This window comes from Nonomuraea sp. NPDC001636, assembly GCF_040298265.1.
GTDB lineage: Bacteria > Actinomycetota > Actinomycetes > Streptosporangiales > Streptosporangiaceae > Nonomuraea.
The window spans coordinates 26,649-53,267 of record NZ_JBEOZT010000043.1 but is presented as its reverse complement, the minus strand read 5'-3'; the positions used below and the strand labels follow the sequence as shown (position 1 = coordinate 53,267).

The 26,619-nt window shown below is 74.4% G+C and carries 24 protein-coding genes; 10 read left to right on the top strand and 14 right to left on the bottom strand.

The annotated features are described in order from the left end of the window. Positions 1 to 20 precede the first annotated feature (20 nt). Positions 21 to 2,249: a catalase/peroxidase HPI gene (gene katG / locus ABT158_RS46715; RefSeq protein ID WP_352365166.1), complete on the top strand. Its 2,229-nt coding sequence runs from the start codon at positions 21 to 23 to the stop codon at positions 2,247 to 2,249. A gap of 102 nt (positions 2,250 to 2,351) precedes the next feature. On the opposite strand, the gene ABT158_RS46710 is transcribed toward katG, so the two are convergent. Next, entirely contained in the window at positions 2,352 to 2,939 is a 588-nt protein-coding gene (locus ABT158_RS46710; RefSeq protein WP_352365164.1) for a TetR/AcrR family transcriptional regulator, read from the bottom strand. A 110-nt stretch (positions 2,940 to 3,049) separates the two neighbouring features. Between ABT158_RS46710 and ABT158_RS46705 the strand changes: the two genes are divergently transcribed. Both ABT158_RS46705 and ABT158_RS46700 read left to right on the top strand, forming a co-directional pair. After that, the gene (locus ABT158_RS46705) at positions 3,050 to 5,293 is read left to right on the top strand and encodes an arylsulfatase (RefSeq protein ID WP_352365162.1); all 2,244 of its coding nucleotides are present in this window, start codon (positions 3,050 to 3,052) and stop codon (positions 5,291 to 5,293) included. A gap of 130 nt (positions 5,294 to 5,423) precedes the next feature. Continuing rightward, the gene (locus ABT158_RS46700) at positions 5,424 to 6,608 is read left to right on the top strand and encodes an MFS transporter (RefSeq protein ID WP_352365160.1); all 1,185 of its coding nucleotides are present in this window, start codon (positions 5,424 to 5,426) and stop codon (positions 6,606 to 6,608) included. A 20-nt stretch (positions 6,609 to 6,628) separates the two neighbouring features. Here ABT158_RS46700 and ABT158_RS46695 read toward each other — a convergent pair whose 3' ends face one another. Genes ABT158_RS46695 through ABT158_RS46685 form a run of 3 tightly spaced genes read right to left on the bottom strand, consistent with a single transcriptional unit; the run spans position 6,629 to position 8,815 of the window. Then, positions 6,629 to 6,961: an ArsR/SmtB family transcription factor gene (locus tag ABT158_RS46695; RefSeq protein ID WP_352365158.1), complete on the bottom strand. Its 333-nt coding sequence runs from the start codon at positions 6,959 to 6,961 to the stop codon at positions 6,629 to 6,631. Continuing rightward, on the bottom strand, positions 6,948 to 7,379 hold the full coding sequence (locus ABT158_RS46690; protein WP_352365156.1) for an SRPBCC domain-containing protein: 432 nt from the start codon (positions 7,377 to 7,379) through the stop codon (positions 6,948 to 6,950). The genes ABT158_RS46695 and ABT158_RS46690 overlap by 14 nt, the downstream gene beginning before the upstream one ends. Positions 7,380 to 7,438: 59 nt before the next feature. Beyond that, complete coding sequence (locus ABT158_RS46685; protein WP_352365154.1) at positions 7,439 to 8,815, bottom strand: MFS transporter; 1,377 nt, start codon at positions 8,813 to 8,815, stop codon at positions 7,439 to 7,441. A gap of 123 nt (positions 8,816 to 8,938) precedes the next feature. On the opposite strand from ABT158_RS46685, the gene ABT158_RS46680 reads away from it, so the two are divergent. The 5 genes from ABT158_RS46680 (at position 8,939) to ABT158_RS46660 (ending at position 16,046) form a co-directional block, all read left to right on the top strand. Beyond that, on the top strand, positions 8,939 to 9,703 hold the full coding sequence (locus ABT158_RS46680; RefSeq protein ID WP_352365152.1) for an IclR family transcriptional regulator: 765 nt from the start codon (positions 8,939 to 8,941) through the stop codon (positions 9,701 to 9,703). A gap of 25 nt (positions 9,704 to 9,728) precedes the next feature. Further along, positions 9,729 to 10,577: a fumarylacetoacetate hydrolase family protein gene (locus ABT158_RS46675; RefSeq protein ID WP_352365150.1), complete on the top strand. Its 849-nt coding sequence runs from the start codon at positions 9,729 to 9,731 to the stop codon at positions 10,575 to 10,577. After that, positions 10,577 to 11,590 carry a zinc-dependent alcohol dehydrogenase gene (locus ABT158_RS46670; protein ID WP_352365148.1) on the top strand — a complete coding sequence of 338 codons (1,014 nt, stop codon included), beginning with the start codon at positions 10,577 to 10,579 and terminating at the stop codon, positions 11,588 to 11,590. The genes ABT158_RS46675 and ABT158_RS46670 overlap by 1 nt, the downstream gene beginning before the upstream one ends. A 20-nt stretch (positions 11,591 to 11,610) precedes the next feature. Continuing rightward, a complete protein-coding gene (locus ABT158_RS46665; protein ID WP_352365146.1) occupies positions 11,611 to 14,400 on the top strand; it encodes an FAD-binding and (Fe-S)-binding domain-containing protein in 2,790 nt (929 codons plus the stop codon). Between the two features lie 71 nt (positions 14,401 to 14,471). After that, entirely contained in the window at positions 14,472 to 16,046 is a 1,575-nt protein-coding gene (locus tag ABT158_RS46660; RefSeq protein WP_352365144.1) for a serine/threonine-protein kinase, read from the top strand. A gap of 49 nt (positions 16,047 to 16,095) precedes the next feature. Here ABT158_RS46660 and ABT158_RS46655 read toward each other — a convergent pair whose 3' ends face one another. From ABT158_RS46655 to thrC, 8 genes are all read right to left on the bottom strand, one after another. Then, positions 16,096 to 16,602: a DUF2690 domain-containing protein gene (locus ABT158_RS46655; protein ID WP_352365142.1), complete on the bottom strand. Its 507-nt coding sequence runs from the start codon at positions 16,600 to 16,602 to the stop codon at positions 16,096 to 16,098. A 98-nt stretch (positions 16,603 to 16,700) separates the two neighbouring features. Continuing rightward, positions 16,701 to 17,885, bottom strand: a complete 1,185-nt coding sequence (locus ABT158_RS46650) for a sensor histidine kinase (protein ID WP_352365140.1) — start codon at positions 17,883 to 17,885, stop codon at positions 16,701 to 16,703. Further along, a complete protein-coding gene (locus tag ABT158_RS46645) occupies positions 17,882 to 18,562 on the bottom strand; it encodes a LuxR C-terminal-related transcriptional regulator (RefSeq protein WP_352365138.1) in 681 nt (226 codons plus the stop codon). Before ABT158_RS46645 ends, ABT158_RS46650 begins: the two co-directional genes overlap by 4 nt. 107 nt (positions 18,563 to 18,669) lie before the next feature. Next, positions 18,670 to 19,647, bottom strand: coding sequence for a prolyl aminopeptidase (gene pip, locus ABT158_RS46640; protein ID WP_352365136.1), 978 nt, complete (start codon positions 19,645 to 19,647; stop codon positions 18,670 to 18,672). A gap of 64 nt (positions 19,648 to 19,711) precedes the next feature. Beyond that, a complete protein-coding gene (locus ABT158_RS46635) occupies positions 19,712 to 20,707 on the bottom strand; it encodes an FAD binding domain-containing protein (protein WP_352365134.1) in 996 nt (331 codons plus the stop codon). Next, positions 20,704 to 21,219: a (2Fe-2S)-binding protein gene (locus tag ABT158_RS46630; RefSeq protein ID WP_352365132.1), complete on the bottom strand. Its 516-nt coding sequence runs from the start codon at positions 21,217 to 21,219 to the stop codon at positions 20,704 to 20,706. Before ABT158_RS46630 ends, ABT158_RS46635 begins: the two co-directional genes overlap by 4 nt. 163 nt (positions 21,220 to 21,382) lie before the next feature. Then, positions 21,383 to 21,805: a nuclear transport factor 2 family protein gene (locus tag ABT158_RS46625; protein WP_352365130.1), complete on the bottom strand. Its 423-nt coding sequence runs from the start codon at positions 21,803 to 21,805 to the stop codon at positions 21,383 to 21,385. A gap of 98 nt (positions 21,806 to 21,903) precedes the next feature. Further along, a complete protein-coding gene (gene thrC, locus ABT158_RS46620) occupies positions 21,904 to 22,968 on the bottom strand; it encodes a threonine synthase (RefSeq protein ID WP_352365128.1) in 1,065 nt (354 codons plus the stop codon). A 55-nt stretch (positions 22,969 to 23,023) separates the two neighbouring features. On the opposite strand from thrC, the gene ABT158_RS46615 reads away from it, so the two are divergent. Continuing rightward, a complete protein-coding gene (locus ABT158_RS46615; protein ID WP_352365126.1) occupies positions 23,024 to 23,836 on the top strand; it encodes a MurR/RpiR family transcriptional regulator in 813 nt (270 codons plus the stop codon). 127 nt (positions 23,837 to 23,963) lie between these two features. Here the strand turns inward: ABT158_RS46615 and ABT158_RS46610 are convergent, their stop codons facing one another. After that, a complete protein-coding gene (locus ABT158_RS46610) occupies positions 23,964 to 24,152 on the bottom strand; it encodes a hypothetical protein (protein ID WP_352365124.1) in 189 nt (62 codons plus the stop codon). A gap of 91 nt (positions 24,153 to 24,243) precedes the next feature. Beyond that, on the bottom strand, positions 24,244 to 25,074 hold the full coding sequence (locus ABT158_RS46605) for a helix-turn-helix transcriptional regulator (RefSeq protein ID WP_352365122.1): 831 nt from the start codon (positions 25,072 to 25,074) through the stop codon (positions 24,244 to 24,246). A gap of 84 nt (positions 25,075 to 25,158) precedes the next feature. On the opposite strand from ABT158_RS46605, the gene ABT158_RS46600 reads away from it, so the two are divergent. Next, positions 25,159 to 26,613, top strand: coding sequence for an MFS transporter (locus tag ABT158_RS46600; RefSeq protein ID WP_352365120.1), 1,455 nt, complete (start codon positions 25,159 to 25,161; stop codon positions 26,611 to 26,613). The last annotated feature ends 6 nt before the right edge of the window (positions 26,614 to 26,619 follow it).

The following is a 26,619-nucleotide window of genomic DNA, read 5'->3' as shown; positions in this document are numbered from 1 at the left end:
CCTCGTCCGGAAGGATTCCCATGTCTGAGAACCATGATGCGATCGTCACAGACGCCAAGTCGGAGGACTCGGGCGGCTGTCCGGTCGCGCACGAGCGCGCCCCGCACCCGACCCAGGGCGGCGGCAACCGCCAGTGGTGGCCGGAGCGGCTCAACGTCAAGATCCTGGCCAAGAACCCGGCCGTGGCCAACCCGTTCGGCGAGGACTTCGACTACGCCGCGGAGTTCAGGACCCTCGACCTCGCGGCCGTCAAGCGGGACATCGCTGAGGTGCTGACGACCTCGCAGGACTGGTGGCCGGCCGACTTCGGCCACTACGGCCCGTTCATGATCCGGATGGCCTGGCACAGCGCGGGCACGTACCGCATCAGCGACGGACGCGGCGGCGCCGGGTCCGGGCAGCAGCGCTTCGCGCCGCTCAACAGCTGGCCGGACAACGGCAACCTGGACAAGGCCCGCCGCCTGCTGTGGCCGGTCAAGAAGAAGTACGGCCGCAAGATCTCCTGGGCCGACCTGCTGATCCTCACCGGCAACGTGGCCCTGGAGTCGATGGGCTTCAAGACCTTCGGCTACGCCGGCGGCCGCGTGGACGCCTGGGAGCCCGACGAGGACGTCTACTGGGGCCCGGAGTCCACCTGGCTCGACGACCAGCGCTACACCGGCGACCGCGAGCTGGAGAACCCGCTGGCCGCGGTCCAGATGGGCCTCATCTACGTCAACCCCGAGGGCCCCAACGGCAACCCCGACCCGCTGGCGGCGGCCCGCGACATCCGCGAGACCTTCCGCCGCATGGCGATGAACGACGAGGAGACCGCCGCCCTCATCGTGGGCGGTCACACCTTCGGCAAGACGCACGGCGCCGGCCCGGCCGACCACGTCGGCCCCGACCCCGAGGCCGCCCCGATCGAGCAGATGGGCCTCGGCTGGCGCAACAGCTTCGGCACCGGCAAGGGCGGCGACGCCATCACCAGCGGTCTTGAGGGCATCTGGACGAACACCCCCACGACCTGGGACAACAGCTTCCTGGAGATCCTGTACGGCTACGAGTGGGAGCTGTTCAAGAGCCCCGCGGGAGCCAACCAGTGGCGGCCGAAGGACGGCGCCGGCGCCGGCACCGTGCCCGACGCCCACGACCCGGCCAAGCGGCACGCCCCGACGATGCTGACGACCGACCTGGCCCTGCGCGTGGACCCGATCTACGAGCAGATCACCCGCCGCTGGCTGGAGCACCCCGACGAGCTCGCCGACGCCTTCGCCCGCGCCTGGTACAAGCTCACCCACCGCGACATGGGCCCGCGCGCCCGCTACCTCGGCCCGGAGGTCCCGGCCGAGACGCTGCTGTGGCAGGACCCGCTGCCCGCGGTGACGCACGAGCTCGTCGACGCGGCCGACGTCGCCGCCCTCAAGGAGCAGATCCTCGCCACGGGGCTGTCGGTGTCCGAGCTGGTCTCCACCGCGTGGGCCTCGGCCTCCTCCTTCCGCGGCAGCGACAAGCGCGGCGGCGCCGACGGCGCGCGCATCCGGCTGCAGCCGCAGAGCGCGTGGGAGGTCAACGACCCCGACCGGCTGGCGACCGTGCTGGGCACGCTGGAGGGCGTGCAGAAGGCGTTCAACGGCGCCCAGGCCGGCGGCAAGCAGATCTCGCTGGCCGACCTGATCGTGCTGGCCGGGTGCGCGGGCGTCGAGCGGGCCGCCAAGGAGGCCGGCTTCGACGTCCAGGTGCCCTTCACGCCGGGACGCGCGGACGCCACGCAGGAGCAGACCGACGTGGAGTCGTTCGCCGCGCTGGAGCCGGTCGCCGACGGGTTCCGCAACTACCTCGGCAAGGGCAACCGGCTTCCGGCCGAGTACCTGCTGCTCGACCGGGCCAACCTGCTGACGCTGAGCGCGCCGGAGATGACCGTCCTCGTGGGCGGCCTGCGGGTGCTGGGCGCCAACCACCGGCAGTCGACGCTCGGCGTCCTCACCACGACCCCGGGGACGCTGACCAACGACTTCTTCGTCAACCTGCTCGACCTGGGCACGACGTGGCACTCGACCGAGGACGCCAACCTCTTCGAGGGCCGCGACGCGGCCACCGGCGAGGTGCGGTGGACCGGCACCCGCGCCGACCTCGTCTTCGGGGCGAACTCCGAGCTGCGCGCGGTCGCCGAGGTCTACGCCGCCGACGACGCCAAGGAGAAGTTCGTCCGTGACTTCGTCGCGGCGTGGGACAAGGTCATGAACCTCGACCGGTTCGACCTGGCCTGAGCGTGACCGGAACGCCCGGGGCGGCCGCCCCGGGCGTTCCGCGTGCCCGGAGACTCGCGTGGCGGGGCGGGACGCCTTCCGGCGGGCCCTCGCTTCCGGGCGTCAGGCGGTGAGCAGGGCCTGGGCGGTGAGGCGCAGGTCGGCGACGGCCGACCTCGCCCGCCCGGCGTCGAAGGCGGGGTCGCCCAGGCGCTGCTCCAGGTCGGCCAGCACCACCACGATGTGCAGGTTGAGCACCCGCAGGCGCTCCCGCGTCAGGCCGGGCAGCCGCCGCCGCAGCAGGGCGGCCAGCTCGGCGACCCCGGGATGGTGGTCGCTGGAGTAGGGCCAGGAGCGGTAGCCGCCGGACAACACGTAACGGCTGGTGAAGCGCAGGTACCAGCTCGTGCCGGGATGGGCTAGCACGTGCTCGGCCAGCGGGGCCAGGTACGCCGCGACCAGGGCGGGAAGGTCCTCCTCCAGGCCGCGGGCGCGCAGGTCGCCGATCAGCTCGCGGCGGCGCTCGTTGAGGGGGGTCATGCGGTGGGCGTACAGGGCGTCGATCAGGCCGGCCTTGCCGTCGAAGTGGTACTGGACGGCCGAATGGTTGCCCTGCCCGGCCGCGACGGCGATCTCCCGGAGCGAGACGTCGAGGCCGCGCTCGGCGAAGAGCCGTTCGGCCGCCAGGAGAATCTTCTCTTTGGCCTGCATTCCCACCTTTTCCGGATCACCGAGGTATCGTCGCGGATTAAGACAACCTGTCTTACTCTCGTGCCGTCTGCTGTCCAAGACCGTACGCCTCTCCTGGCAGGAGCCTCGCCGTGACCGCAGAACCGATCTTCCGCCGGGCCGGCCGCCCGCCGGAGCACGCTCCGAACGTCCTCGCCGTCGTCCTGGACGACACCGGCTTCGCCCAGCTCGGCTGCTTCGGCTCCGGCATCGCCACGCCGCACATCGACCGGCTCGCGGCCGGCGGCCTGCGCTACAACCGGTTCCACGTGACCGCGCTGTGCTCGCCGTCGCGCGCCTGCTTCCTCACCGGGCGCAACCACCACGCCGTCGGCATGGGCTTCCTCGCCGACATCCCGCTCGACCACCCCGGCTACACCGCCCGCATCCCGCGCTCGGCCGCGACCCTGCCGCGCATCCTGCGCGACCACGGCTACTCCACCATCGCCGTCGGCAAGTGGCACCTCACGCCGCGCTTCGAGCGCTCGGCCGCCGGCCCGTTCGGCCACTGGCCGCTCGGCCAGGGCTTCGAGCACTACTACGGCTTCCTGCAGGGCGACACCAACCACTACGCGCCCAACCTCGTCCGGGACAACCACTACGTGGAGCCGCCCGCCACCCCCGAGGAGGGCTACCACCTCACCGAGGACCTCCTCACGCAGGCCGTCCGGCACCTCGACGACCAGCGCCACGCCGCCCCCGGCAAACCCTTCTTCCTCTACCTCGGCCTCGGCGCCACGCACTCCCCGCACCACGTCCCGCCCGAGTGGAGCGAGCCCTACCGGGGCCGCTTCGACCAGGGGTGGGACGCCTGGCGGGAGGAGATCTTCCGGCGGCAGACCGAGACGGGCGTCGTCCCGCCCGGCGCCGTGCTCACCCCGCGCCCGGAGTGGGTGCCCGCCTGGGACGGCCTCACCGCCGGCCGCCGCCGCCTGTACGCCCGCCAGCAGGAGGTCTTCGCGGGCTTCCTCACCCACGCCGACGCCCAGCTCGGCCGCCTGATCGCCCACCTGGAGGAGACCGGGCGGCTCGACGACACCATCGTCGTGATCTTCTCCGACAACGGCGCCAGCGCCGAGGGCGGCGTGGACGGCAGCGTCAACGAGCACCGCTTCTCCGCCGGCATCCGCGAGTCCCCGCAGGACAACGTGGCCCACCACGACGACTGGGGCGGGCCGCGCACCTACAACCACTACGCGTGGGGCTGGGCGTGGGCCGGGAACACGCCGTTCCGGCTGTGGAAGCGCTACACCTGGCTCGGCGGCACCCGGACGCCGCTCATCGTCCACTGGCCGGCCGGGATCGGCGGCGGCGGCGCGGTGCGCGACCAGATCGTGCACGTCAACGACCTGTTCCCGACCCTGCTGGACGCGATCGGCATCCAGGCGCCCGACGTCGTGGACGGGATCGAGCAGCAGCCGGTCGACGGGGCCAGCTTCCTGGCCACCTTCGCCGACCCCGGGGCGCCCGCGCCGCGCACCACCCAGTACTTCGAGATGCTGGGCTCGCGCTCCCTCATCCACGGCCGCTGGAAGGTCACCACCGACCACGTGTCCACGGGCGTCCTGGACGAGGAGGAACTGCTCACCGGCAGTCGCGACCTCGACGCCGACCACTGGGCGCTGTTCGACCTGGCGGCCGACTTCTCCGAGGCGGCCGACGTGTCCGCCGGGCATCCGGAGGTGGTCGCCGAGCTGCGGCGGTTGTGGGACAGGGAGGCCGGGCGCAACAACGTCCTGCCGCTGTACGACGGCCTCGTGGCCCGCTTCGGCGCGCTCATCGGGCCGGCCTGGCCGCCCGGCGACGACCGCACGTTCCGGCCCGGGGCCTCGCCCGTGTGCGACGAGTCGCTGCCGCTGCTGTTCGGCGGCTTCCGCTGGACGGCCGAGATCGAGGCGGCCCGCGAGCCGGAAGGCGTGCTGTTCGCGCTGGGCGACTGGAACGGCGGCTTCGCCCTGTACGTCACCGGAGGCCGCCTGGCCTTCGCCTTCTCCCGCGCCGGGGAGCCGCTGGAGCTCACCGCCGACCGCCCGCTGCCCGCCGGCCGCCAGTCCGTGGACGTCGTCCACACCACGGGCCCCGCGGGTTCGGCGTTCCACCTGTCGCAGGGCGGGGTCGTGGTGGGCACGCTGGCGTTCGACGGCCTGCTGCCGGTCGCGCTCCAGCACGGCGGGGCCGGGCTGCGGCTCGGCCACGACCTCGGGCTGCCCGTCTCCGGCCGGTACCGCGTCCCGGCGCGGTGGAACGGGCGGCTGTTCTCGGTCCGGCTCAGGACGCCGGGCGCCGCGACCCCCGACCTGCTCGCCGGCCTGCGGACCGCGCTGCACGCCGACTGACGGGCCCTTCCCGCGCATCGCGCCGTCGTCGGGGGCGGTTGACGGTGTGGTCCGAAATCGGCCGGTGGCGGGGACGTCGCGGCTGGTTGGCTGGTTCGCCGTAGATCAACCCCTGTCCTGGAACGGAACCATGGCCACCACCACCCTCGCCCCGCCGCGCCCGCCGCTGATCTCCTGGCTCGCGGTCGCCTCGATCACCCTCGGCATCTTCGCCATCGTCACCAGCGAGATCCTGCCCATCGGCCTGCTGACGACCATTGGCGCCGACTTCCGCGTCACCGACGGCACCGCGGGGCTGACCATGACGTTGCCGGGCTTCGTGGCCGCCGTCGCGGCGCCCGTCCTGACGGTGGCCACCGCCCGGCTGGACCGCCGGGTGATGCTCTGCGTCCTGATGGCGGTGCTGGCCGCCGCCGACGTGCTGGCGGCCGTGGCCGGGGCCTACTGGGTGGTGCTGGCCTCGCGGGTGCTCGTCGGGCTCACCATCGGCGGCTTCTGGTCGATCGCGGCGGGGCTGGCGTCCCGGCTGGTGCCGCCGGCCGCCGTGGGCGCCGCGACGGCGGTGATCTTCTCGGCCGTGCCGCTGGGCTCGGTGCTCGGCGTGCCGGCCGGCACCTTCGTCGGCCACCTGGCGGGCTGGCGGACGGCGTTCCTGGTCCTGGCCGGGCTCTCCGTCCTCGTGCTGGTCGCGCTGCTGCGCGTGCTGCCGCCGCTGCCCGCCCGTCAGGTCACCGGCGCGCGCGTCCTGCTGGACCTGCTGCGGGTGCGCGGCACCGGGATCGCCCTGCTGGGCACGTTCCTCGTCGTGCTGGCGCACTTCGGCACCTACACCTACGTCACGCCGTTCCTGGAGCACGTCACCCGGCTGTCCCCGGCCGCCGTCAGCGCCGTCCTGCTGGCCTACGGCGCGGCGGGCGTCGCGGGCAACTTCCTGGCCGGCCGGGCCGTGGCCACCGCCCCCCGCCTGGCCTTCGCCGTCTGCGGCGGCCTGATCGCGGCGGCCACCCTGCTGCTGCCCCTGGCCGGCGCCTCGCCGGCGGGCGCGGTCGGGCTGCTGGTGGTGTGGGGGCTGGCCTACGGGGGAGTGCCGGTCTGCTCCCAGGCGTGGTTCCTGCGGGCCGCGCCCGGCGCGCCGGAGGCGGCGACCGTCGTGTTCACCTCGTCGTTCCAGGCGACCTTCGCGCTCGGCGCGCTGCTGGGCGGCACGGTCGTCGACGCCTTCTCGGTCTCGGCCGCGATGGTCGCCGGCGGGCTGGTCGCGCTCGTGATGGCCGGGTCGTTCTCCTGGCTCACCCGTCCCCGCCGGGCCGCGTGAAGGGGGGAGGGGACGGGCGGTCAGCCGTCGAGGTGGTCGCGCAGGGCGTCGAGGCGGCCGTCCCAGTCGCTGGCCAGCGCGGCCAGGAACTGCTGGGCCACCCGCATCGGAGCCGAGCGCAGCCGGTAGCGGACGCGGCGGCGCTCACCGGGCTCGGCCGTCACCAGACCGGCCTCGCCCAGCAGCGTCAGGTGCTTGGCGATCGCCTGCCGGGTGATCGGCAGGCGGGCGGCCAGGTCGGTCGCCGTGGCCGGGCCACGCGAGGCCAGCTCGGCCAGGACGGCGCGCCGGCTCGGGTCGGCCAGGGCGACGAAGACCTGCTCGGCCACCGCCTCGATGTCAGGCGGCGTCAAGGTGCCCGGCCAGTTCGCCCAGCTCGCTCGCCCACCCCTCGGTGTGGGCGTCGTACGCCTTGCGGTGGTGGTCGTCCGGCAACTGGGCGAAGCCGGTCTCGACGACGGTGAGCCGGGTGCCCGTGCCGGCCGGTTCGAGGGTGAACTCGACGTACGTGCGGCGCGGGTCGCCCTCCGGCATGCCGAAGACCGGCCAGGTGAAGCCGAACACCGACGGCTCCTCCACGCGCTCCACGCGCAGGTCGACGGTGTGCCCGTCGCTCCAGCTCATCCGCGCCGGCCCGCCGGGACGCAGCTCGATCGCCGCCTCCTGGCCGAACCAGGCGGCCAGCCCCTCGGGGGTGGTGAGCGCCGCCCACACCTTGCCGGGCGGGTGGGCGAGCTCGACGGTGCGCTCGACCCGATCGGGGAATCCCATGACGACCTCCATATGCGGCAGGGAAAAGGTTGCCACACCTCGTGGCGACAGGTGGACGGTCATCGCTCCGGCCGCGGGTGCCGGCGCAGGCCGTAGGAGACGAGGACGACGGCCGCGAGCGTCACCGCGACGTCCACCAGCAGGGCCAGGCGGATGCCGGCCGGTTCCCCGGCGCGCGTGGCGGCGACCGCGCCGAGCAGCGGGATGCCGACGGTGACGGCCACCTGCTGTGTCATCGACGTCAGCCCGGTCGCCAGCCCCTGCTCCTCGTCCGGCAGGCCCGAGGTGCCGGTGACGGTGTAGGCGACGATCGCCGTGACGTGCCCGAAGAAGCCGACGAACAGCGCGGGGACCAGGATCGCCAGCACCGTCCAGCCGGTTCCGAGGAAGACGGCGGGAAGCGTCGCGAGCGCCTGGACCGTCATGCCGGCGACCAGGACGCGGCGGCTGCCGTGGCGTCCGACGAACCGCCCGGCGATCACCCCGGCGACCACCGAGGCCAGCCCCGGGATGCCGAACACCAGGCCGGTGACCAGCGGCGACAGGCCCAGCACCCGCTGGAGGTACACCGTCACCAGGAAGATCATTGCCGGCTCCATCGTGAAGATGACGAACCCGGCGAAGTTGCCCCACTTCACCGTGGGCCGCCGCAGGATGCGCACCGGCGCGAGCGGCGCCGGCGCGCGCAGCTCGATCAGCCAGAAAGCGCCCAGCAGCAGCACGCCCGCGACGGCCGCCAGGAGGTTCGTCTCGACGGCCGCGTAGATCACCGCCAGCAGGCCACCGGTCACGGTGACCGCGCCCGGCAGGTCGAGCCGCACCCGCTCGGGCAGCACGCTCTCCCGGATCAGGAACGGCGTCAGCACTGCGATCGCCACCGCGACCGGCACGTTGAACAGGAACGCCGCCCGCCAGCTCAGCAGGCTGACCAGGGCGCCGCCGAGCAGCGCGCCGACGGTGAAGCCGCCGGACAGCAGGGCGCCGTTCAGCCCGAGGACGCGGGCGCGCAGCGGGCCCTCCTTGAAGGTGGTGGTGAGCAGCGACAACGCGGCGGGCACCGTCATCGCCGTGGCCAGGCCCTGCAGCACCCGGGCGGTCAGGAGCGTCGCGGGCCCGCCGGCGAAGCCGCCGAGCAGGGAGGCGCCGGCCAGGACGACCATGCCGGCGAGGAACAGCCTCCGCCGGCCGAACAGGTCGGCCGTCCGGCCGAACACCAGGGTGAACCCGGCCGCCGGCAGCGCGTACGCCGAGGTGATCCAGGGCCACTGGGCCGGGCTCAGCCCGACGCCCGCGCCGGTCTGGGGAAGGGCGACGTTCAGGATCGAGAAGTCGACCGCCAGCATGAAACCGGCGCCGAGCAGGACGAACGCGATCAACCGCTGTCTGCCGTCGAGGCGCGGCGGGGCGGCCTCGACGGTCGCGACAGGAACACTCATTGCGGCCTCCAAGTAATAGCAACCAATCGGTTGCCATAGTATGGCAACCGATTGGTTGCGTCAACGCTGGGGTCGATCGGGGCAAACTTCCGTTTTCCGGAACGGTGGTCTAACCTTCGGAACATGTCCGACGGTGACGCCAAGCTGGTGGGGGCCGACCGCGTGCTGGCCGTGCTGGCCGAGCTCGCCCGGCACCCCGACGGCATCGGCCTGGAGGAGATGGCCCGCGCCGTGTCCAGCCCGAAGCCGACCGCCCACCGCGCCCTGGCCGCGCTGCGCCGCGCCGGGCTCGCCGCCCAGAACGGCCACGGCCGGTACGTACTCGGCGACGAGTTCCTGCGCATGGCCTTCGCCCACCACGAGGCCCGGCCCGACCACGTCCGGGTCACCCCGATCCTCCAGGCGCTGTGCGACCGCTACGGCGAGACCGTGCACTACGCCGTGCTGGAGGGCACGTCCGTGGTCTACCGGTCCAAGCTCGACCCGCCGTCCGGCGCGGTCCGGCTGACCTCGGTCGTCGGCGGGCGCAACCCGGCCCACTGCACCGCCGTCGGCAAGATGCTGCTGGCCGAGACGCTGCGGGACGAGGCCGCCGTGCGCGCCTGGGTGGGCAACCGGCGGCTGGAGCGGCCCACCGAACGCTCGGTCGGCACCGCCGAGGAGCTGCACGCCGAGCTGGTACGCGTCCGCGAGCAGGGCTACGCGGCCGACGACCAGGAGAACGAGCCGGGCGTCAACTGCGTGGCGGTCCCGGCGTACCTGACCTCGCCCACCGTGCCGAGCGGCGCGGTCAGCATCAGCGGCCTGGCCTACCGCACCCCCTTGAGCGTGCTCGTCGAGGACGTGCCGGCCATCCGCGCCGTCGTCGCCGGGCGCCACCTTCCCTGACCCGTACAGAACCGGAGAGATCCCCTTGTACCTCATGCGCATCGGCGCGCCCGGCGCCGAGAAGCCGGTCGTCCGCGTGGACGACGACCACTACGTCGACGTCTCCGACCTCACCCCCGACTTCGACGAGCGCTTCTTCGCCGCCGGCGGCCCCGCCCTGCTCGCCGAGCGGGTCGCCACGGGCCCGCGGCAGGCGTTCGCCGGCGAGCGCGTCGGCGCGCCGATCGCCCGCCCGCACCAGATCCTGTGCATCGGCCTGAACTACCGCGACCACGCCGCCGAGACCGGCCAGGCCGTGCCCGCCGAGCCGATCCTGTTCACCAAGTCGCCCAACACCCTGGTCGGCCCGGACGACGACGTGCGCATCCCGCGCGGCGCCACCAAGACCGACTGGGAGGTGGAGCTCGGCATCGTGATCGGCCGCCGCACCTCCTACCTCGACTCGCCCGAGGAGGCCGCGGCCGCGATCGCCGGCTACTGCGTGGTCAACGACGTCAGCGAGCGGGCCTTCCAGATGGAACGCGGCGGCCAGTGGAGCAAGGGCAAGTCGGCCGAGACGTTCAACCCCGCCGGCCCCTGGCTGGTCACCCCCGACGAGCTGGCCGACGTCCGCGACCTGGGCATGTGGCTCGACGTCAACGGCGTGCGCCGCCAGACCGGCAGCACCAAGACGATGATCTTCGACCCGTACGTCATCGTGCACCACCTGAGCCAGTTCATGGTGCTGGAGCCCGGCGACCTGATCAACACCGGCACCCCGCCGGGCGTCGGCATGGGCCACGACCCGCAGATCTGGCTGCGGCCGGGCGACGTCATGGAGCTAGGCATCGACGGGCTCGGCAGCCAGCGCCAGCGGGTCGTGGAGCCCCGGTAGTGCGGGCGCTCGTCCTGACCGGGCCGGGCGCGGCCGAGGTCCAGGAGGTCGAGCCCCCGTCGGCGGGGCCCGGCCAGGTGGTCGTGGACGTCGAGCGCGCCGGCGTGTGCGGCACCGACATGGAGCTGTTCAGCGGCGGGATGAGCTACCTGCGCACCGGCCGCTCCCGCTACCCGCTGCGCCCCGGCCACGAGTGGTGCGGGCGCGTCGCGGAGCTGGGCGCGGGCGTGGACCCGTCGTGGCTGGGGCGGCGGGTCGTCGGCGACACCATGCTCGGCTGCGGGCGCTGCGACCGCTGCCGCCAGGGCCGCCACCACGTGTGCCCCGACCTGGCCGAGCTCGGCATCAGCCGGGGCGCCGCGGGCGCGCTGGCCGAGCGGGTCGCCGTCCCGGTCGCGGCGCTCCACCGGCTGCCCGATACGGTGGACGCTACCTCGGGCGCGCTGGTCGAGCCCGGTGGCAACGCCTTACGCGCCGTTCGCGCGGCGGGGCTGGAGGCGGGGGAGCGGTTGCTGGTTCTGGGCACGGGCACGATCGGGCTGCTGGCCGCGCTGTTCGCGCGCGCCGGCGGCGCCGAGGTGCACCTCATGGGCCGCGCCGAGCCCGACCTGCGCCTGGCCGCGGGCCTCGGGTTCCGGCACACCTGGACGCGCGCGACGCTGCCCGCCCTGCCCTGGCACGCCGTCATCGACGCCACCAACGCCGCCGCGATGCCCGCCCTCGCCCTCGGCCTGGCCGAACCGGCCCGCCGCGTCGTCTACATCGGCCTGGCCGGCACGCCGTCCACGCTCGACACCCGCGAGCTGGTGCTCAAGGACGTCACCGCGGTCGGCGTCCTGGGCGGCTCGGCGGGGCTGGCCGGGGCCATCGACGCCTACGCCGCCGGCTCGGTGGACGCCCGTCCGCTGGTGGCCGCCACCGTCGGGCTCGCCGAGACGGCCGGCGTGCTGGCCGGACGGCGACCGCCCGGCGCCGGCCCGGGGCCCAAGATCCACATCGATCCCCGGCAATGAACCTGGAAGAGAGCACGAGCATGACCCACCGTGAACCGCGACGGCTGAACGCGCCGGACGCCGCCGTCCTGGCGGCGGTCGAGACGGCCGTCCCGGGGATCACCCGCGCCCGCGCGAGCGACCGGCTCGGCATGGCCCACGACGCCTCCCACTACCTGCTCACCCCGCAGGCCGTGCTGGTGGCCGAGAGCGCCGGCCAGGTCGCCGCGCTGCTGCGCACCGGCCTGCCGCTGACCTTCCGCTCCGGCGGCACCAGCCTCAGCGGGCAGGGCGTCAGCGAGCACCTGCTCGTGGACACCCGCCGGCACTTCCGCTCGATCGAGGTGCTCGACGACGGCGCCCGGGTACGGGTCCAGCCCGGCGCGGTGCTGCGGCAGGTCAACGCCCGCCTGGCCCCGTACGGGCGCAAGCTCGGCCCCGACCCGGCCAGCGAGTCGGCCTGCACCATCGGCGGCGTCGTCGCCAACAACTCCAGCGGCATGACCTGCGGCACGCACGCCAACACCTACCGGACGCTGGAGTCGATGACGCTGGTGCTGCCGAGCGGCACCGTCCTGGACACCGGCGCCCCCGACGCCGACGAGCGGCTGCGCGCCCTGGAACCCGACCTCGCGGCCGGTCTGGAACGGCTGCGCGACCGCGTCCGCGGCAACCCCGGCTCGGTGCGGCGCGTCCAGGAGCAGTTCTCGCTGAAGAACACCATGGGCTACGGCCTGAACAGCTTCCTCGACCACGACGGCCCGGCGCAGATCCTCGCCCACCTGGTCATCGGCAGCGAGGGCACCCTCGGCTTCGTCGCCGAGGCCGTCTTCCGCACCGTCCCCGCCCACCGCCTGGCCGCCACCGGCCTGCTCGTCTTCCCGACGCTGCGCGAGGCGATGGCCACGGTGCCGGAGCTGGTCGCCGCCGGGCCCGCCGCCGTCGAGCTGCTGGACGCCGAGTCCCTGCGCGTCGCCCAGACCGACCCCAAGGCCGACGGGACGCTGCGCGCGATGGCCGTCGCCGAGCACGCCGCGCTGCTGGTCGAATGGCAGGAGTCCGACGCCGGGCTGCTCACCGAGCGGGAGCGGACCGCCGAGCGGGTCTTCGCCGGGCTGCGCCTGGCCGCCCCCGCCCGGCTGAGCAGGGAGGCCGGCGGCCGGGCCGCGCTGTGGCACATCCGCAAGGGCCTGTACGCCACCGTCGCCGGCGCCCGCCCCAGCGGCACCACCGCCCTGCTGGAGGACGTCGCCGTCCCCGTGCCGGCGCTGGCCGACCTGTGCGACGACCTGACCCGGCTGTTCGCCGAGCACCGCTACGAGCGCAGCGTCGTCTTCGGCCACGCCAAGGACGGCAACCTGCACTTCATGCTCAACGAGCGGTTCGCCACCGACCTCGACCGCTACGCCGAGTTCACCGAGGACATGGTGGAGGCCGTCCTGGCCAGGGGCGGCACGCTGAAGGCCGAGCACGGCACCGGCCGCGTCATGGCCCCGTTCGTGCGCCGCCAGTACGGCGACGAGCTGTACGAGGTGATGCGCGAGGTCAAACGCCTGTGCGACCCGGCCGGCACGCTCAACCCCGGCGTCGTCCTCACCGACGACCCCGAGGCCCACCTGCGCGACCTCAAGACCGTCGTGACCGTCGAGCCCGAGGTCGACCGCTGCGTCGAGTGCGGCTACTGCGAGCCCGTCTGCCCCAGCCGCGACCTGACCACCACCCCGCGCCAGCGCATCGTGCTGCGCCGCGAGCTGGCCGCGGCCCAGGCGGCCGGCGACCACGCCCTGGCCCGCGAGCTGGAAGACGCCTACGCCTACGACGCCGTGGACACCTGCGCCGTGGACGGCATGTGCGCCACCGCCTGCCCCGTCCTCATCAACACCGGCGACCTGACCAAACGCCTGCGCGCCGAGCGCCACGGCCGCGCCGCCGAGCGCGCCTGGACGAGCGCCGCCCGCCACTGGGACGGCGTCACCCGCGCGATGAACCTGGCCCTCGACACCGCCGCCGCGGTCCCGCCCGCGCTGCCCGAGGCCGCCTCGCGCGCCGCCCGCGCCCTGGCCGGCGCGGACGACGTCCCGCGGTGGAGCCGCGACCTGCCGCGCGGCGGCACCAGGCGCCGCCCGTCCCCGGCGGACGACGCCGACGCCGTCTACCTGCCGTCCTGCCTGAACACCCTGTTCGCCCCCGCGGACGGCGGCCCCGGCGTGATGACCGCCTTCCAGCGCCTGGCCGCCCGCGCCGGGCTGACGCTGCACGTCCCGGAGAAGATCGCGAGCCTGTGCTGCGGCACCCCGTGGTCGTCCAAGGGCTTCGCCGGCGGCCACGAGGCCATGGGCGAGCGCGTCCGGGACGTGCTCGCGCGCGCCACCGACGGCGGCCGGCTGCCCGTGGTGAGCGACGCCGCCTCCTGCACCGAGGGCTACGCCCACCTGGTGCCCGGTCTCCAGGTGGTCGACGCGGTCGCCTTCACCGCCGAGCACGTCCTGCCCCGCCTGCCGCAGGCGCGCCGCCTGCCGTCGCTGGCGCTCCACCCGACCTGCTCCTCCACCCGCCTCGGCCTGGACGCCGCCGTCACCCGCCTCGCCGAGGCGGTCGCCGAGCAGGTCGTGGTCCCGGACGGATGGCAGTGCTGCGGCTTCGCCGGCGACCGCGGCCTGCTGCACCCCGAGCTGACCGCCTCGGCCACCCGCGCCGAGGCAGCGTCCGTGGCCGAGGCGGGCTGCGCCGCGCACGCCTCGGTCAACCGCACCTGCGAGCTGGGCCTGACCCGCGCCACCGGCCGGACCTACCGGCATCTCCTGGAGCTCCTCGACGAGGCGACCGCCTGAGGGGGGCGCGCTTTACACCGATGTGTCAATAAGATCGTCGCTGTTGCGAAGATCCGGCGATCGGGAGCACGATGAGCGACCCCGGCGGCTTCGGCCCCCTGGAGATGGACGAACGCGAGCGCATCGGTCCGTACCGGATCGTGGGCCGCATGGGCGCGGGCGGCATGGGCGTGGTCTACGCCGGGGTCGCGCCCGACGGCGGGCGGGTCGCGGTCAAGGTCATCCATCCGGGGCTGGCCGCCGACCCGCACTTCCACGACCGGTTCGTGCGCGAGGTCGAGGTGTTGTCGCGGGTGCGCGGGCGGTGCACGGTCGCGGTCCTGTCCGCCGACACCGCCGCCTCGCCGCCGTGGCTGGCCACCGAGTTCGTGCCCGGCCCCACGCTGACCGAGCACGTACGCGACCACGGGCCGCTGCCGCCGGACGACCTGGTCGCGTTCGGGGTGGACATCGCCGAGGCGCTCACCGACATCCACGGGGCCGGGATCGTCCACCGCGACCTCAAGCCGGGCAACGTGATCCTGGCCGCGTCCGGGGCCAAGGTGCTGGACTTCGGGATCGCCCGCGCCCTCGACGAGAGCGGGCTGACCGGCACCGGCGCGCTCATCGGCTCGCCCGGCTGGATCAGCCCCGAGCAGTACCGGGGCGACCAGGCCGACGCCGCCGCCGACGTCTTCGCCTGGGGCGCGCTGATGGTCTACGCCGCGACCGGGCGGCCGCCGTTCGGCATGGGGGCGCCCGACGTGCTCGCCTACCGGGTCATGAGCGTCGATCCCGACCTGTCGGGGGTGCCCGAGGGCGTGCGCGACCTGGTCCGGGCGGCGCTCGCCAAGGACAGGGCGGCGCGTCCCGGGGCGGCGGAGCTGCTCGGCGCGCTCCGGTCGGGCACGCTCCTCCTGCCGCGGCCCCCGTCCGGCACGCTCCCTCTGACACCCCCGCCACCCCCGCCCGGCACACTGCCCCTGACGCCGCCCCCCTCCGGCGGGCAGGGGCCGCTGGGGCCACGTTCGTCCGGCGGGCAGGGGCCGCTGGGGCCGCCGCCGTCCGGGGGGCGGGCGCGGGCGTGGCCGGTGGCGGCCGCCGTGGTCGCGGTCGTCGCCGTCGTGGCGGTCGGCGCGGCGTTCGCGCTGAACGCGGCCGGCACGCCGGAGGCGCTGCCGTCCCCGGACGACCGGTCCACCTCCGCCTCCACCGACCCGCCCGCCACCTCCGCGGACCCGCCCGCCACCCCGGAGGAGAGCGAAACCCCCGAGGAGAGCCCCACCCCGGAGGACACCCCGACCGAGACCGGCACGCCGGAGGAGACGCCCGAGGAGACGCCCGAGGCGACGCCCAGCAAGAGCAGGCCCCGCACGTTGCCGTGCGCCTCCTCGGGCTCGATCCTGCGCGAGGCCGCCGCGCAGAACGGCGGCAGCCTCCCGCAGGACGCCGTGGTCGCCCGCAAGCGCTGCGTCGGCTCCTGGGTCGCCGCCGAGCTGTCCTCCCCGAGCGTCGGCGCCATCGACCTGATCGCCCGGCGGAACGCCTCCCGGTTCCTCGACGCCCAGATCGGCAGCAACTTCTGCTCCCTGGAGGGCCGCCCGGCGCTGGTGGCGAGCGCGCCCGCGTCGATCAAGAGCTTCCTGTGCCCCGACGGCTTCGGCTGATCCACGGCGCGCCTCCCACCCCCCACCGGCGGGAGGCGCGCGGGCCGGGTCAGACGGCGTCCGTGCAGACGGACGAGCCGGCGGCGCGGCGGCCGCGGGCGGGCTCGACGCAGGCCCGCGCCGGGACCTCGGGCGCGTACACCTGGTCGGAGTAGATGACCCCGGTGCCCTCGTCGCCGCCCGAATACTGGGTGAGGTTCTTGTCGTCGTAGCCGGCCGAGCGGCCGACCGGCCTGCGCTCCACCCACACGTTGTAGTCCGCGCCCTGCCCCTGCTTGGTGAACCTGGCCCAGTTGACCTGGCAGGTGCCGTTCTTGCCGGGGCCGTAGCGCAGTTCGAGGTAGCCGCCGAAGGCCCGGACCCACTTGGACGCCACGGTGGAGGAGCCTGTCGTGCAGCCCGTCAGCGCCGGGTCCTTGCCGTCGCAGGCCGTGCCGGAGCAGCTGCGGGCGGCCGGCCGGCCGTTCGCGGGGCCGTCGTCCGCGGTCGCCCCCGTGACCGGGAACAGGGCCAGGGCCGCCGCCGCCAGCACGGCCGCCGTCCGGTGTGATCGCATGTCGCCACCTCCAGGGAGAGATCGGGTTCGTCGGCACGATTGTGGACCGGCCGGCCCGCCCGGATCTGTCATGCGACCTGTGGTGCGTTGGCGGGACGTCATTCGCCCGACGGCAAGGGGATGCGCACCGACACCAGCGTCCCCTCGCCGGGAGCGGTCTCGACGTCGGCGCTGCCGCCCACCGCGCGGGCGCTCTCCCGGATGGAACGGGCGATGCCGAGGCCGGTCGTCGGCGCGTCCGGGTCGAAGCCGCTGCCGTGGTCGAGCACGCTGAGCGCCAGCGTCCCGGCCCGGCACTCGGCCCGCACCACGGCGTGCCGCACGCCCGCGTGCTTGCGCACGTTCGTCAGCGCCTCGCGCAGGATGCCGCTCAGCGCCTCGACGACCTCGGCCGGCATGCCCTCGCGTTCCGGCGCCGAACGCAGCCGGCCCGCGTTGAACTCCACCCGCAGCCCGCTGCCGACCGCCTGCCGCACGACCTCCTCCAGGGCGGCCACGACGTCCTCGGAGGGGTCGCGGTCGTCGCCGCGCAGGAAGGCGCGCAGCCACTGCGACTCCTCCGCCACCCGCGCCCTGACCGAGGCGTCGGCGATCCAGCCGTCGCGGGTCAGCGCCTCCATGGTCTGCAGGATCCGGTCGTGCAGCACGCGGGCCGTCCTGCCGCGCTCGCGCTCCTGCGACAGCTGCGCCGATCGGCGCAGCTCCTCGGCCCTGGCCCGGTCCAGGTCGCCGGCGGTCCTGAACAGGATGCGCATGACGTACGCGGCCATCGTGGCGTTCGTGGTCAGCCCGGCGACGTGCGGCAGCCCGGCCCACCACGCCAGGTCCGCCTGGACGTACCCGAGGACCAGCGCGCCGCCCAGCGCCGCCGTCCACGCCAGCACGACGGGGAACGTGCGGAAGGAGATGCCCGCCATGATGCCGACGAGCAGCACGTACGGCAGGACCGTGCCCGGCCAGCCGTCGGTCACCCGCGAGCCCGCGTAGTGACCGGCGGCCAGCACCGCCACCGTCACCAGGCCGAGGTCCGCGCAGAGCAGCGCCCGCGGCGCGAGCGCGGCGCGGGCCGCCGTGACCACGCACACCAGCAGGCTGACCGCGCCCATCGCCCCCAGCAGGTACGGCAGCGGCCCGAGCGTCAGCCACCGCCCGTCGCCCAGCACCTCCAGCGACCCGCACAACACCAGCGCGCCCACCCGGACGACCACCATGGTGAGGGCCCGGCTGCGCTCCATGCCGGCGACCGCCGTCCCGGGCGGGCGCGGCGGGCGCGGGGGGCTCACGGCCGGTCGCGGCGTTCGAGCCGGTTGAGCGCCGCGCGGGTGAGCTCGGCCTTGTTGCCGACCTGCAGCTTGGCCCTGATGCGCTCGACGTAGGTGTCGACTGTGGCCTTGCTGACGCCCATCCGGCGGCCCACCTGGGCGTGCGTGAAGCCCTGGGCGATGTAGGAGAGGGTCTCCTCCTCCCGCGCCGACAGCCGGGGCCGGGCGTCGCCTGCTGAGTCGCCCCCCGCGCCGCCCTCCGAGCCGTCGGCTCCGGCGGGCGGGCGGGTGTTGTCGTCCAGTTCGCTCTGCAGGATGTCGGCCAGGCCCGCCGACAGGTAGAAGCCGCCCGCGGCCACCGTGCGCACGGCGGCGACGATGAGCTCGGAGGGGGCGTCCTTGGTGACGTACCCGTTGGCTCCGCAGCGGATCGCCGCCAGCACGTCGGCGGGCCGTCCGGAGGCCGACACGATGAGGACCCGCGTGACGGCCGACAGCTCCTTGACCGCGGCCAGGCACGGCCGGTCCTCGGCCAGGTAGAGGTCGAGGATCAGCACGTCGTACCCGGCGTCGAAGCCGCGCAGGTCACCGACGGACGAGCCCCGCAGCACCACCTGCAGGTCCTCGTGCCGGTGCAGGAGGTACTCCAGCCCATGGCGGATCAGCTCGTGGTCGTCGATCACGGCGATCCGGATCACGTCTTGCTCCGCGGCAGGCTGCGAACGAGGTGACATGTCAACAACGGTGAGCAGAAGTGCGCAAGACCAGCAAGTCCTGCAAAACCACTACAAGTTCGTATTGTAGATCATGAATCCTGTGGTGCACGGGCGTTCGGACGGTAGCCGTCGGTGGCCCTGACGAGCTCGTGCAGCGTGCCCGGTTCGGCGCCGCCGTGGCCGGCGTCCTCGACGATCCGCAGCTCGGCCTCCGGCCAGGCGCGGTGCAGCTCCCAGGCGGCGTCGGGCGGCGTCTTCATGTCGTAGCGGCCGTTGACGATGACGCAGGGGACGTCCCGGATCGCCGCCACGTCGAGCAGCTCGCCCTCCCGCAGGAAGCAGCGCCGGGTGAAGTAGTGCGCCTCGATCCGGGCGAAGCCCAGCACCTCCCGGTCCGTCAGCGGAGGGGGAGGTGCGGGCAGCAGCGTGTTGGCCGCCAGCTCCCACGCCGCCCACGCCCGCGCCGCCGGCAGGTGCACCTCCGGGTCCGGGTCGAACAGGCGGCGGTGGTAGGCGCCGAGCAGGTCGTCCCGCTCGGCCTGCGGGATCGCGTCGCGGAAGGCCGCCCACTCCGCCGGGAACAGCCGGGCCGCCCCCGAACCGGTGAACGCCCACGCCTCGTCGGCCGCGCCGGCCAGGTAGACGCCGCGCAGCACCAGCTCGGTCACCCGGCTCGGGTGGCGGCGCGCGTACGCCAGGGCCAGGGTCGCCCCCCACGAGCCGCCGAACACCTGCCAGCGGTCGATCCCGAGCCGCCGCCTGAGCAGCTCCATGTCCGCGACCAGATGCCAGGTGGTGTTGGCCGCCAGCGACACCCCGGGGTCGGCGGCGTGCGGGCGGCTGCGCCCGCAGTTGCGCTGGTCGAACAGGACGATCCGGTAGGCGGCTGGGTCGAAGAACCGGCGCTGCACGGGCAGCAGCCCGCCGCCCGGACCGCCGTGGAGCAGCACGACCGGTTTGCCGCCGGGGTCGCCGCAGGTCTCCCAGTAGATCTCCTGGCCGTCGCCGACGTCGAGCAGGCCGCTCTCGTAGGGCTCGACGGGCGGGTAGAACGTCATCTGCGTCATGGCTACCAGACCTACTCGCCCCGGCCGCCCGGCGCGCGGCCGATTCGCGCAAGTGCGGGCGCTTTCATGACGGGCGCGCGAGCTCGGCGAGCGTGCGGCGGAGCAGCCGTGCGGCCAGCACCGGCTTGACGGCGTTGTGCCGCAGCGGGCGGGCCTCGGCCAGCGCCACGCCGGCGGCCCGCGCGAAGGCGGACGCGTCCGGCACGGCGCCGGTCAGCAGGTCCTCGGCGGCGTGGGCGCGCCACGGCTTGTGCGCCACCCCGCCGAGCGCGACCCGCGCGAACACGATCCGGCCGTCCTCGACGTGCAGCAGCGCGGCCGTGCTCACCAGCGCGAACGCGAACCCGGCCCGGTCCCTGACCTTCGCGTACGCCCCGCGCCCCGGCGGGGCGGGCGGCAGGTCCACGCTCGTGACCAGTTCGCCGTCCCGCAACACGGTCTCCACCTGCGGCGTCCGGCCGGGCAGGACGTGGAAGCCGGTGAACGGCACGCTCCGCGCCCCCCGCGGCCCCGTCAGGTTGACGGTCGCGTCGAGGGCGGCCAGGGCCACGCACATGTCCGAGGGGTGGACGGCGACACAGCTCGGGCTCGCCCCCAGGACGGCGTGCGCGCGGTTGAAGCCCTCCAGCGCGTCGCACCCCGCGCCGGGCACGCGCTTGTTGCAGGCGGCGGCGGTGTCGTAGAAGTAGCGGCAGCGCGTACGCTGCAGCAGGTTGCCGCCCACGGTCGCGCGGTTGCGCAACTGCGGCGAGGCGCCCGCCAGGATGGCGCGGGCGAGCACCGGATAGCGCCGCCGCACCCGCGGGTCGGCCGCGACCTTGGTGTTGCCGGCCAGCGCGCCGAGCCGCAGCCCGCCGCCGGGCAGGTCCTCGACGGCCGACAGCGGCAGGCGCGAGATGTCCACCACCCGGCCCGGCCGCTCGACCTCCTCCCGCATGAGGTCGACGAGGTTCGTCCCGCCGGCCAGGTAGCGGGCCGGGCCGCCGTCCGGCGGCGTCGCGGCCATCATCGCGACGGCCTCCGCCACACTGGACGCCCGCAGGTAGGCGAACTCCCTCACCTCGCGGCGACCTCCCGGACGGCGGCGGCGATGTGGTGGTACGCCCCGCACCGGCACAGGTTGCCCGCCATGCGCTCGCCGAGCTCGGCGTCGGTCAGCTCGCGCGGGGGAGCGGTCAGGTCGGGCGTCGCGGCGCTGGGCACGCCGTCCCGCAGCTCGGCCAGCAGGCCGGCGACCGAGCAGACCTGGCCGGGCGTGCAGTACCCGCACTGCAGGGCGTCGTGCCGGACGAACGCCTCCTGCACCCGCGCGCCCACCTCGTCGTCCGCCAGGCCCTCGACGGTGACGATCTCCATCCCCTCGCACTGGACGGCCAGCAGCAGGCACGCGTAGACCCGCAGGCCGTCGGCCAGGACGGTGCAGGTGCCGCAGGCCCCCTGGTCGCAGCCCTTCTTCGTGCCGGTCAGCCGGAGATGCTCGCGCAGGAAGTCGAGCAGGGACACGCGCGGGTCCGCCGGCGGCTCGTGCGGCCGGCCGTTGACGCGCAGGGGGAGCGGGGCGCGGCCGTCCATCCCATCCCTCCGGCCGTACGGACTGTGGCGATCACCGTAACCCGCACCGGGCGGGGCGACGTGGTCCATGCGCCGGCCGAGGGGCAAAACGGTGGCGGGCATTGCCGAATGCGGATCATCGGGCGAGGATCCCGCCGTCGCCCGCACCGGCATTCCCCGGGGCTCACCCCTTGGCGGTCATGGCCTCCGCGACCGTCAGGCTGTCCTCGTAGATGTGGCTGCGCGTGATCAGGCCGCCCTCGACGGTCAGGTGCAGCGCGAACGGCGTGCTGTAGGAGACGCCGGTCGCGCGCACGGTCTGCACGATCTGCCCCAGCACCACGGCGTCCGGCCCGTCGACCAGGATCTGCCGCACCGTGGTGCCGTTCAGCTCGGGCACGTGATGCGACGCCAGCGAACGGTAGTGCTCGGCCACCTCGGCCCGCCCGGACCGGGGCCGGATCCACGGCACCGCCGGATGCCCCTCGACGGGCCAGCTGAGCTGCCAGTCGACCGGCTCGGCGAACAACTCCGCCGTCCGCTCCGGATCGCCCGCGCCGATCCGCCGCAACAACTCCTGCACGATGTCCCGCGTGTCCCTCTCCATGCCCCCAGTCTCGCGACCCGCCTGAACGCCGTCGATTACCCCGGAGGTAACCGCCGGCGGCATCCCGGCGGCGCGCAGCCGCTGGGGCGCGCCCGGGATCAGGCGGCGAGGCCGAGGGCCTGGGCCACGGCCGAGGTGGCCGAACTGGTTTCCGTGGCGGTGTAGCCGTCGCGCAGGGAGGCGTCCTGGTCCTTCAGGCCGTTGCCGCTCAGTGTGATCACGATCCGCTGGCCCGGCGCGAGGTTGCCCCGGGCGTGCTGGTCGAGGAGGCCGGCGATCCCGGCGGCCGAGGCGGGCTCGGCGAAGACGCCGTCGCGCCGCGCCACCAGCTCGTACGCCTCGAAGATCTGCGCGTCGGTCACCGCGGCGATCAGCCCGCCGGACCGGTCGCGGGCGTCGAGCGCGCCGTCCCAGGTGGCCGGGCTGCCGATGCGGATCGCGCTCGCCGCGGTCTCGGGGTCGGCGACCGGCGTGCCGTGGACGAGCGGCGCGGCCCCCGCCGCCTGGAAGCCCCACATGCGCGGCGACCGGCCGGACAGCCCCTCCTGCTCGTAGGCCTGGTAGCCGCCCCAGGTGGCGGTGATGTTGCCGCCGTTGCCGACCGGCAGGCAGTGGATGTCGGGCGCGTCGCCGAGCGCGTCCACGATCTCGTAGGCGACCGTGCGCTGCCCCGCGAGCCGCAGCTCGTTGCCGACCGAGTTGACCAGCGCGATCGGGTGGTGGGCGGCCAGCTCGCGGGCGACGCGCAGGCAGTCGTCGAACGTGCCGCCGATCTCGACGATCCGCGCGCCGTAACGGACCGCCTGCCCGAGCTTGGCGAGCGCGACCTGCCCCTTCGGCACGAGCACGGCGGCCGTCAGCCCGGCGCGCGCGGCGTAGGCGGCGGCCGAGGCGCTGGTGTTGCCGGTGGAGGCGCACACGGCCAGCTCGGCCCCGGCCTCGGCGGCCCTGCTGATCGCCACGGTCATCCCGCGGTCCTTGAACGACCCCGTGGGGTTGGCGCCCTCGACCTTCAGCCAGACCTCGCAGCCGGTCACCGCGGACAGGTGCGCCGAGCGCAGCAGCGGGGTGTTGCCCTCGTTGAGCGAGACGGCGGGCGTGCCGGGGGTGACCGGGAGCCAGCGCCGGTAGCCGCTGTCGATCAGTCCGTTCCAGGTACTCATACCGGCGACCGTAACATTTGTTTCGTGTGCTTCGCCACGTGTAACATTTGTCAGCATGGATGAGGATCCCGTGACGACCCGGCTCAACGCGGTCTACCCCGAGCTGCCGCCGGGGGAGCGGGCCGTCGTGCGGGTGCTGCTCGACGACCACCCCTTCGCCGCGCTCGGCTCGCTGCGCGCGCTCGCCGAGCGGGCCGGGGTCAGCCCGCCGACCGCCTCCCGGCTGTTCGACCGGCTCGGGTACGCGGGATTCGCCGGGTTCCAGGCGGCCGTGCGCGACGGCGTCCGCGACCGGTCGCGCCTGCGCGAGTTCGTCGCCCGTCCGCCCGGCACCCGGCGGGCCGCCGAAGACCTGCGTGCCGGGCTCGACAGCACCCTCGCCGCCGTCACCGAGCCCCTGCTCGACGCCGTCGGCGACCTGCTGGCCGGAGCCGCGTCGGTCTGGGCGCTCGGCGGGCCGCTCAGCGAGCTGGCCGCCGAGTACCTGATCAGGCAGCTCGCCGGCCTGCGTCCGGGGGCGCATCGGGTGCCCGACTCGGCGTCCGCGCGTGCCCGTACGCTGCTCGACCTGGGCGGTTCCGCGGCCGTGGTCGCGTACGACTTCCGGCGTTACTCCCCCGCGACGGCCCGCTTCGCCGAGGCCGCGTGCGCCCGCGGGGCGCGGCTGGCGCTGATCACCGACGCCTGGGAGTCGCCGCTCGCGGCGCGGGCGGAGGTGCTGATCAGGCTGCCGCGCGAGGCCGCAGGGCCGCTCGCGCCGCTCGCGCACCAGATCGCCGTCACCGAGCTGCTGCTGGTCGCCGTGGCGGCCCGCCTCGACCCGGCCGGACGCCTGGCCGACCTCGACGCGCTCACCGAGACGTTGTGAGCCGCCTGCAGAAGAGCAGGCTCACGCCCCGGCCCGCAGCAGCCGCGACAACTCCCGGCCTCGCGCCTCGCGGTGGACGAGCAGCTCGGCGATCTCGCCGCGACGCCGCGGCCTGCGCTCGTAGGGGTTAGAAGCAGTCCTTTCGGGGGGTGCGTCCCGAAGCCTCGATCTCGACGGTCTTGGACTTGGAGCTGCCGGGGGCCGTGAGGATCATCGCGATGTGCAGCTTCCCGCCGGAACCGGTGCCGCTGCCGCTGCCGCAGACCGAGCGCGCCTGCCTGGTGAGATGGTGGAAGCGGTAGATGACCTGCGCCACCCTCCGGTGCCCAGACCTCGGTCTCCGTGCCGTCCGGTGCGGACCGTGCGGTCTGTGTAACGATCGGTCCGCTCGGTCGCGGCAGGCGGTCTCAGACGGGCGCGGTGACGGAGCGCAGCCAGGCGAGCTTGTCGGCGGTGTCGGTGCAGGGCAGCGGGTTGTACAGCACCATGGTCAGGTCGGGTCTGGCGGGCAGCCTCATCTGGCTGCTCTCGAAGGTCAGCGTGCCCACGACGGGATGATCGACCTCGTTGATCCAGATTCCTGCCGCCTGGACGTCCTGTCGGGCCCACAGCCGGGCGAACTCGGGACTGGTCGCGTCCAGTGCGCGGACCACGTCGTGGATGTCGTGATCGCGGGGCTGCTCGGCCGCCGCGGCGCGGAAGGCCGCCACCACGGTCGGCGCCAGGTCCTGCCAGGCCCGCTCCCGGCGTCGGTACCGCGGGTCGTGGAAGAAGCCCACCAGGCAGTTGCGCTCGGCCTGCGTCATGTCCAGCGCGAGCCGGGCCGACTCGTTCCAGGCCACGTGGTTCCAGGAGGCGTCCAGCATGGTCGCCGGCTTGGGGTCCCAGGCTTCGATCAGTCGTTGCAGTCCCTCGCAGTAGGCGTGCGGGTGTCCGGCCGGAGGCGGCGGATTGAGCCCGGCCAGCGTGTACAGGTGCCGCCGTTCGGCCTCGTCCAGCCGCAGGACCCGGGCCACCGCGTCCAGCACCTGGGCGGAGACGTTGATGTCGCGCCCCTGCTCCAGCCACTGGTACCAACTCGGGCTCACCCCGGCCAGCACCGCGACCTCCTCACGGCGCAGCCCGGGCGTGCGCCGCCGCCCGCCCGCCGGCAGGCCGGCGGAGTCAGGGCTGACGCGGGCCCGCCTGCTCACCAGGAAGTCGCGCAGGTCCCGGCGGCGTTCCTCGCCCGACCTCACCGCGCACCGCTTCGACTGGTGGTGCCACCACCGGTGTCACCACGCTCTCCCCGCGCGGACGGGTGATGGCCGAGCGTGGACGCCATGACGATCGACCCCTTGTCCAGGGACGCCGAAGCCGGTGCCGGAACCTCCGCCGGGGAGCACGGCGCCCGGTTCACCACGCGTGCCAAACTCATCCTCGCCGTCCTGTGCGCCGCGCAATTCATCATTTCTTTGGATTTTTCGATTCTAAATGTGGCCTTGCCCGATCTCGGCCGGGATCTGGGGATGGAACAGGCCGACCTGCAATGGGCGGTCACCGCCTTCGCGCTGCCCTCGGGCGGATGCCTGTTGCTGTTCGGCCGCATGGCGGACCTGTACGGCAGGCGCAGGCTCTTCCTGGGCGGCGTCCTGCTGTTCACCGTGGCCTCCGTGGTGGCCGCACTCGCCTGGAACCCGGGGGTGTTCGTCGCGGGGCGGGTCCTGCAGGGGCTGGGGGCGGCCGCCGTCGTTCCCACCGGCATGTCGCTGCTGACGACGACCTTCGCCGAAGGGCCGCAGCGCAACCGGGCGCTCGGCGTCAGCGGGTCGGTGCTCTCGCTCGGCTTCACCGTCGGCATGCTGGTCGGCGGCGCCATGACCGACACGCTGGGCTGGCGTTCGACGATGGCGCTGCTGGCCGTCGCGGGCGGCGTCCTCGCCGTGGCGGCGCCCGGCCTGCTGACCGAGAGCCGGGGCGCCCGCGCTCCCCGGCTGGATCTGCCCGGAGCCGCCACCGTCAGCGGCGGCCTGGTCTGCCTCATCTACGCCCTGTCGGCGGCGGGAGCGGTGAGGGCGGTGGCGATGGCGGCGGCCGTGCTGTTGCTGGGCGGGTTCGTGGTCATCGAGTCGCGAGCCGCGCAGCCGCTGGTCTCGCTGACGATGTTGCGCAGGCCCACGGTCGCCTTCGGCAGCCTGGGCGGCCTGGTCACCTTCTCCATGATGAGCTCGTTCATCTTCCTGCTGACTCTCTACCTGCAGGACGTCGTGGCGCTGTCACCCCTGTGGACAGGTCTGTTCTTCGGCGGCCAGGGCGTCGTCCTGGCCGTGACGGGCATGGTGTCCTCCTCGGTGATCCGGGTGCTGGGCGCGGGGCGGACGCTGGTCGCGGGGCTGGCCCTGCAGGGCGTCTGCACCGCCGCGATGACCGTGACCGAGGGTGCCTGGCCGGCCTTGGCCGTGATCTGCCTGGCCTCCGTGGGCCACATGTCGGTGGTGGTCTCCTACGGCGTCACCGTGACGTCCGGGCTTCCCGACACGGCTCAGGGGCTCGCGACCGGGCTGGTGACGAGCGCCCAGCAGATCGGCATCACCGTCGGCACCCCGATCCTCAGCGCCATCTGCATGGCGCATGTGTCCGCGCTCCGGGCCGCCGGTCAGGCCCCGGCCCCGGCTCTGCTGAGCGGTGTCCGGCTGGCCGCCGCCGTGGACGCCGGCGTGGTGCTGGCCGGCTCGCTGGTGATCGGGTACGCCCTGCTCCGCGCCACCTCTCGCCGGCCACGAAGGACGCACGCGTGAACGGCC

Coding starts and splice junctions, on each gene's coding strand:
- ABT158_RS46700 (WP_352365160.1), top strand. CDS start 5,424: ATGGCCACCACCACCCTCGCCCCGCCGCGCCCGCCGCTGATCTCCTGG.
- ABT158_RS46655 (WP_352365142.1), bottom strand. CDS start 16,602: ATGCGATCACACCGGACGGCGGCCGTGCTGGCGGCGGCGGCCCTGGCC.
- pip (WP_352365136.1), bottom strand. CDS start 19,647: ATGACGCAGATGACGTTCTACCCGCCCGTCGAGCCCTACGAGAGCGGC.
- ABT158_RS46615 (WP_352365126.1), top strand. CDS start 23,024: ATGGATGAGGATCCCGTGACGACCCGGCTCAACGCGGTCTACCCCGAG.
- ABT158_RS46600 (WP_352365120.1), top strand. CDS start 25,159: ATGACGATCGACCCCTTGTCCAGGGACGCCGAAGCCGGTGCCGGAACC.
- ABT158_RS46665 (WP_352365146.1), top strand. CDS start 11,611: ATGACCCACCGTGAACCGCGACGGCTGAACGCGCCGGACGCCGCCGTC.
- ABT158_RS46710 (WP_352365164.1), bottom strand. CDS start 2,939: ATGCAGGCCAAAGAGAAGATTCTCCTGGCGGCCGAACGGCTCTTCGCC.
- ABT158_RS46625 (WP_352365130.1), bottom strand. CDS start 21,805: ATGGAGAGGGACACGCGGGACATCGTGCAGGAGTTGTTGCGGCGGATC.
- ABT158_RS46630 (WP_352365132.1), bottom strand. CDS start 21,219: ATGGACGGCCGCGCCCCGCTCCCCCTGCGCGTCAACGGCCGGCCGCAC.
- ABT158_RS46685 (WP_352365154.1), bottom strand. CDS start 8,815: ATGAGTGTTCCTGTCGCGACCGTCGAGGCCGCCCCGCCGCGCCTCGAC.
- katG (WP_352365166.1), top strand. CDS start 21: ATGTCTGAGAACCATGATGCGATCGTCACAGACGCCAAGTCGGAGGAC.
- ABT158_RS46690 (WP_352365156.1), bottom strand. CDS start 7,379: ATGGGATTCCCCGATCGGGTCGAGCGCACCGTCGAGCTCGCCCACCCG.
- ABT158_RS46660 (WP_352365144.1), top strand. CDS start 14,472: ATGAGCGACCCCGGCGGCTTCGGCCCCCTGGAGATGGACGAACGCGAG.
- ABT158_RS46680 (WP_352365152.1), top strand. CDS start 8,939: ATGTCCGACGGTGACGCCAAGCTGGTGGGGGCCGACCGCGTGCTGGCC.
- thrC (WP_352365128.1), bottom strand. CDS start 22,968: ATGAGTACCTGGAACGGACTGATCGACAGCGGCTACCGGCGCTGGCTC.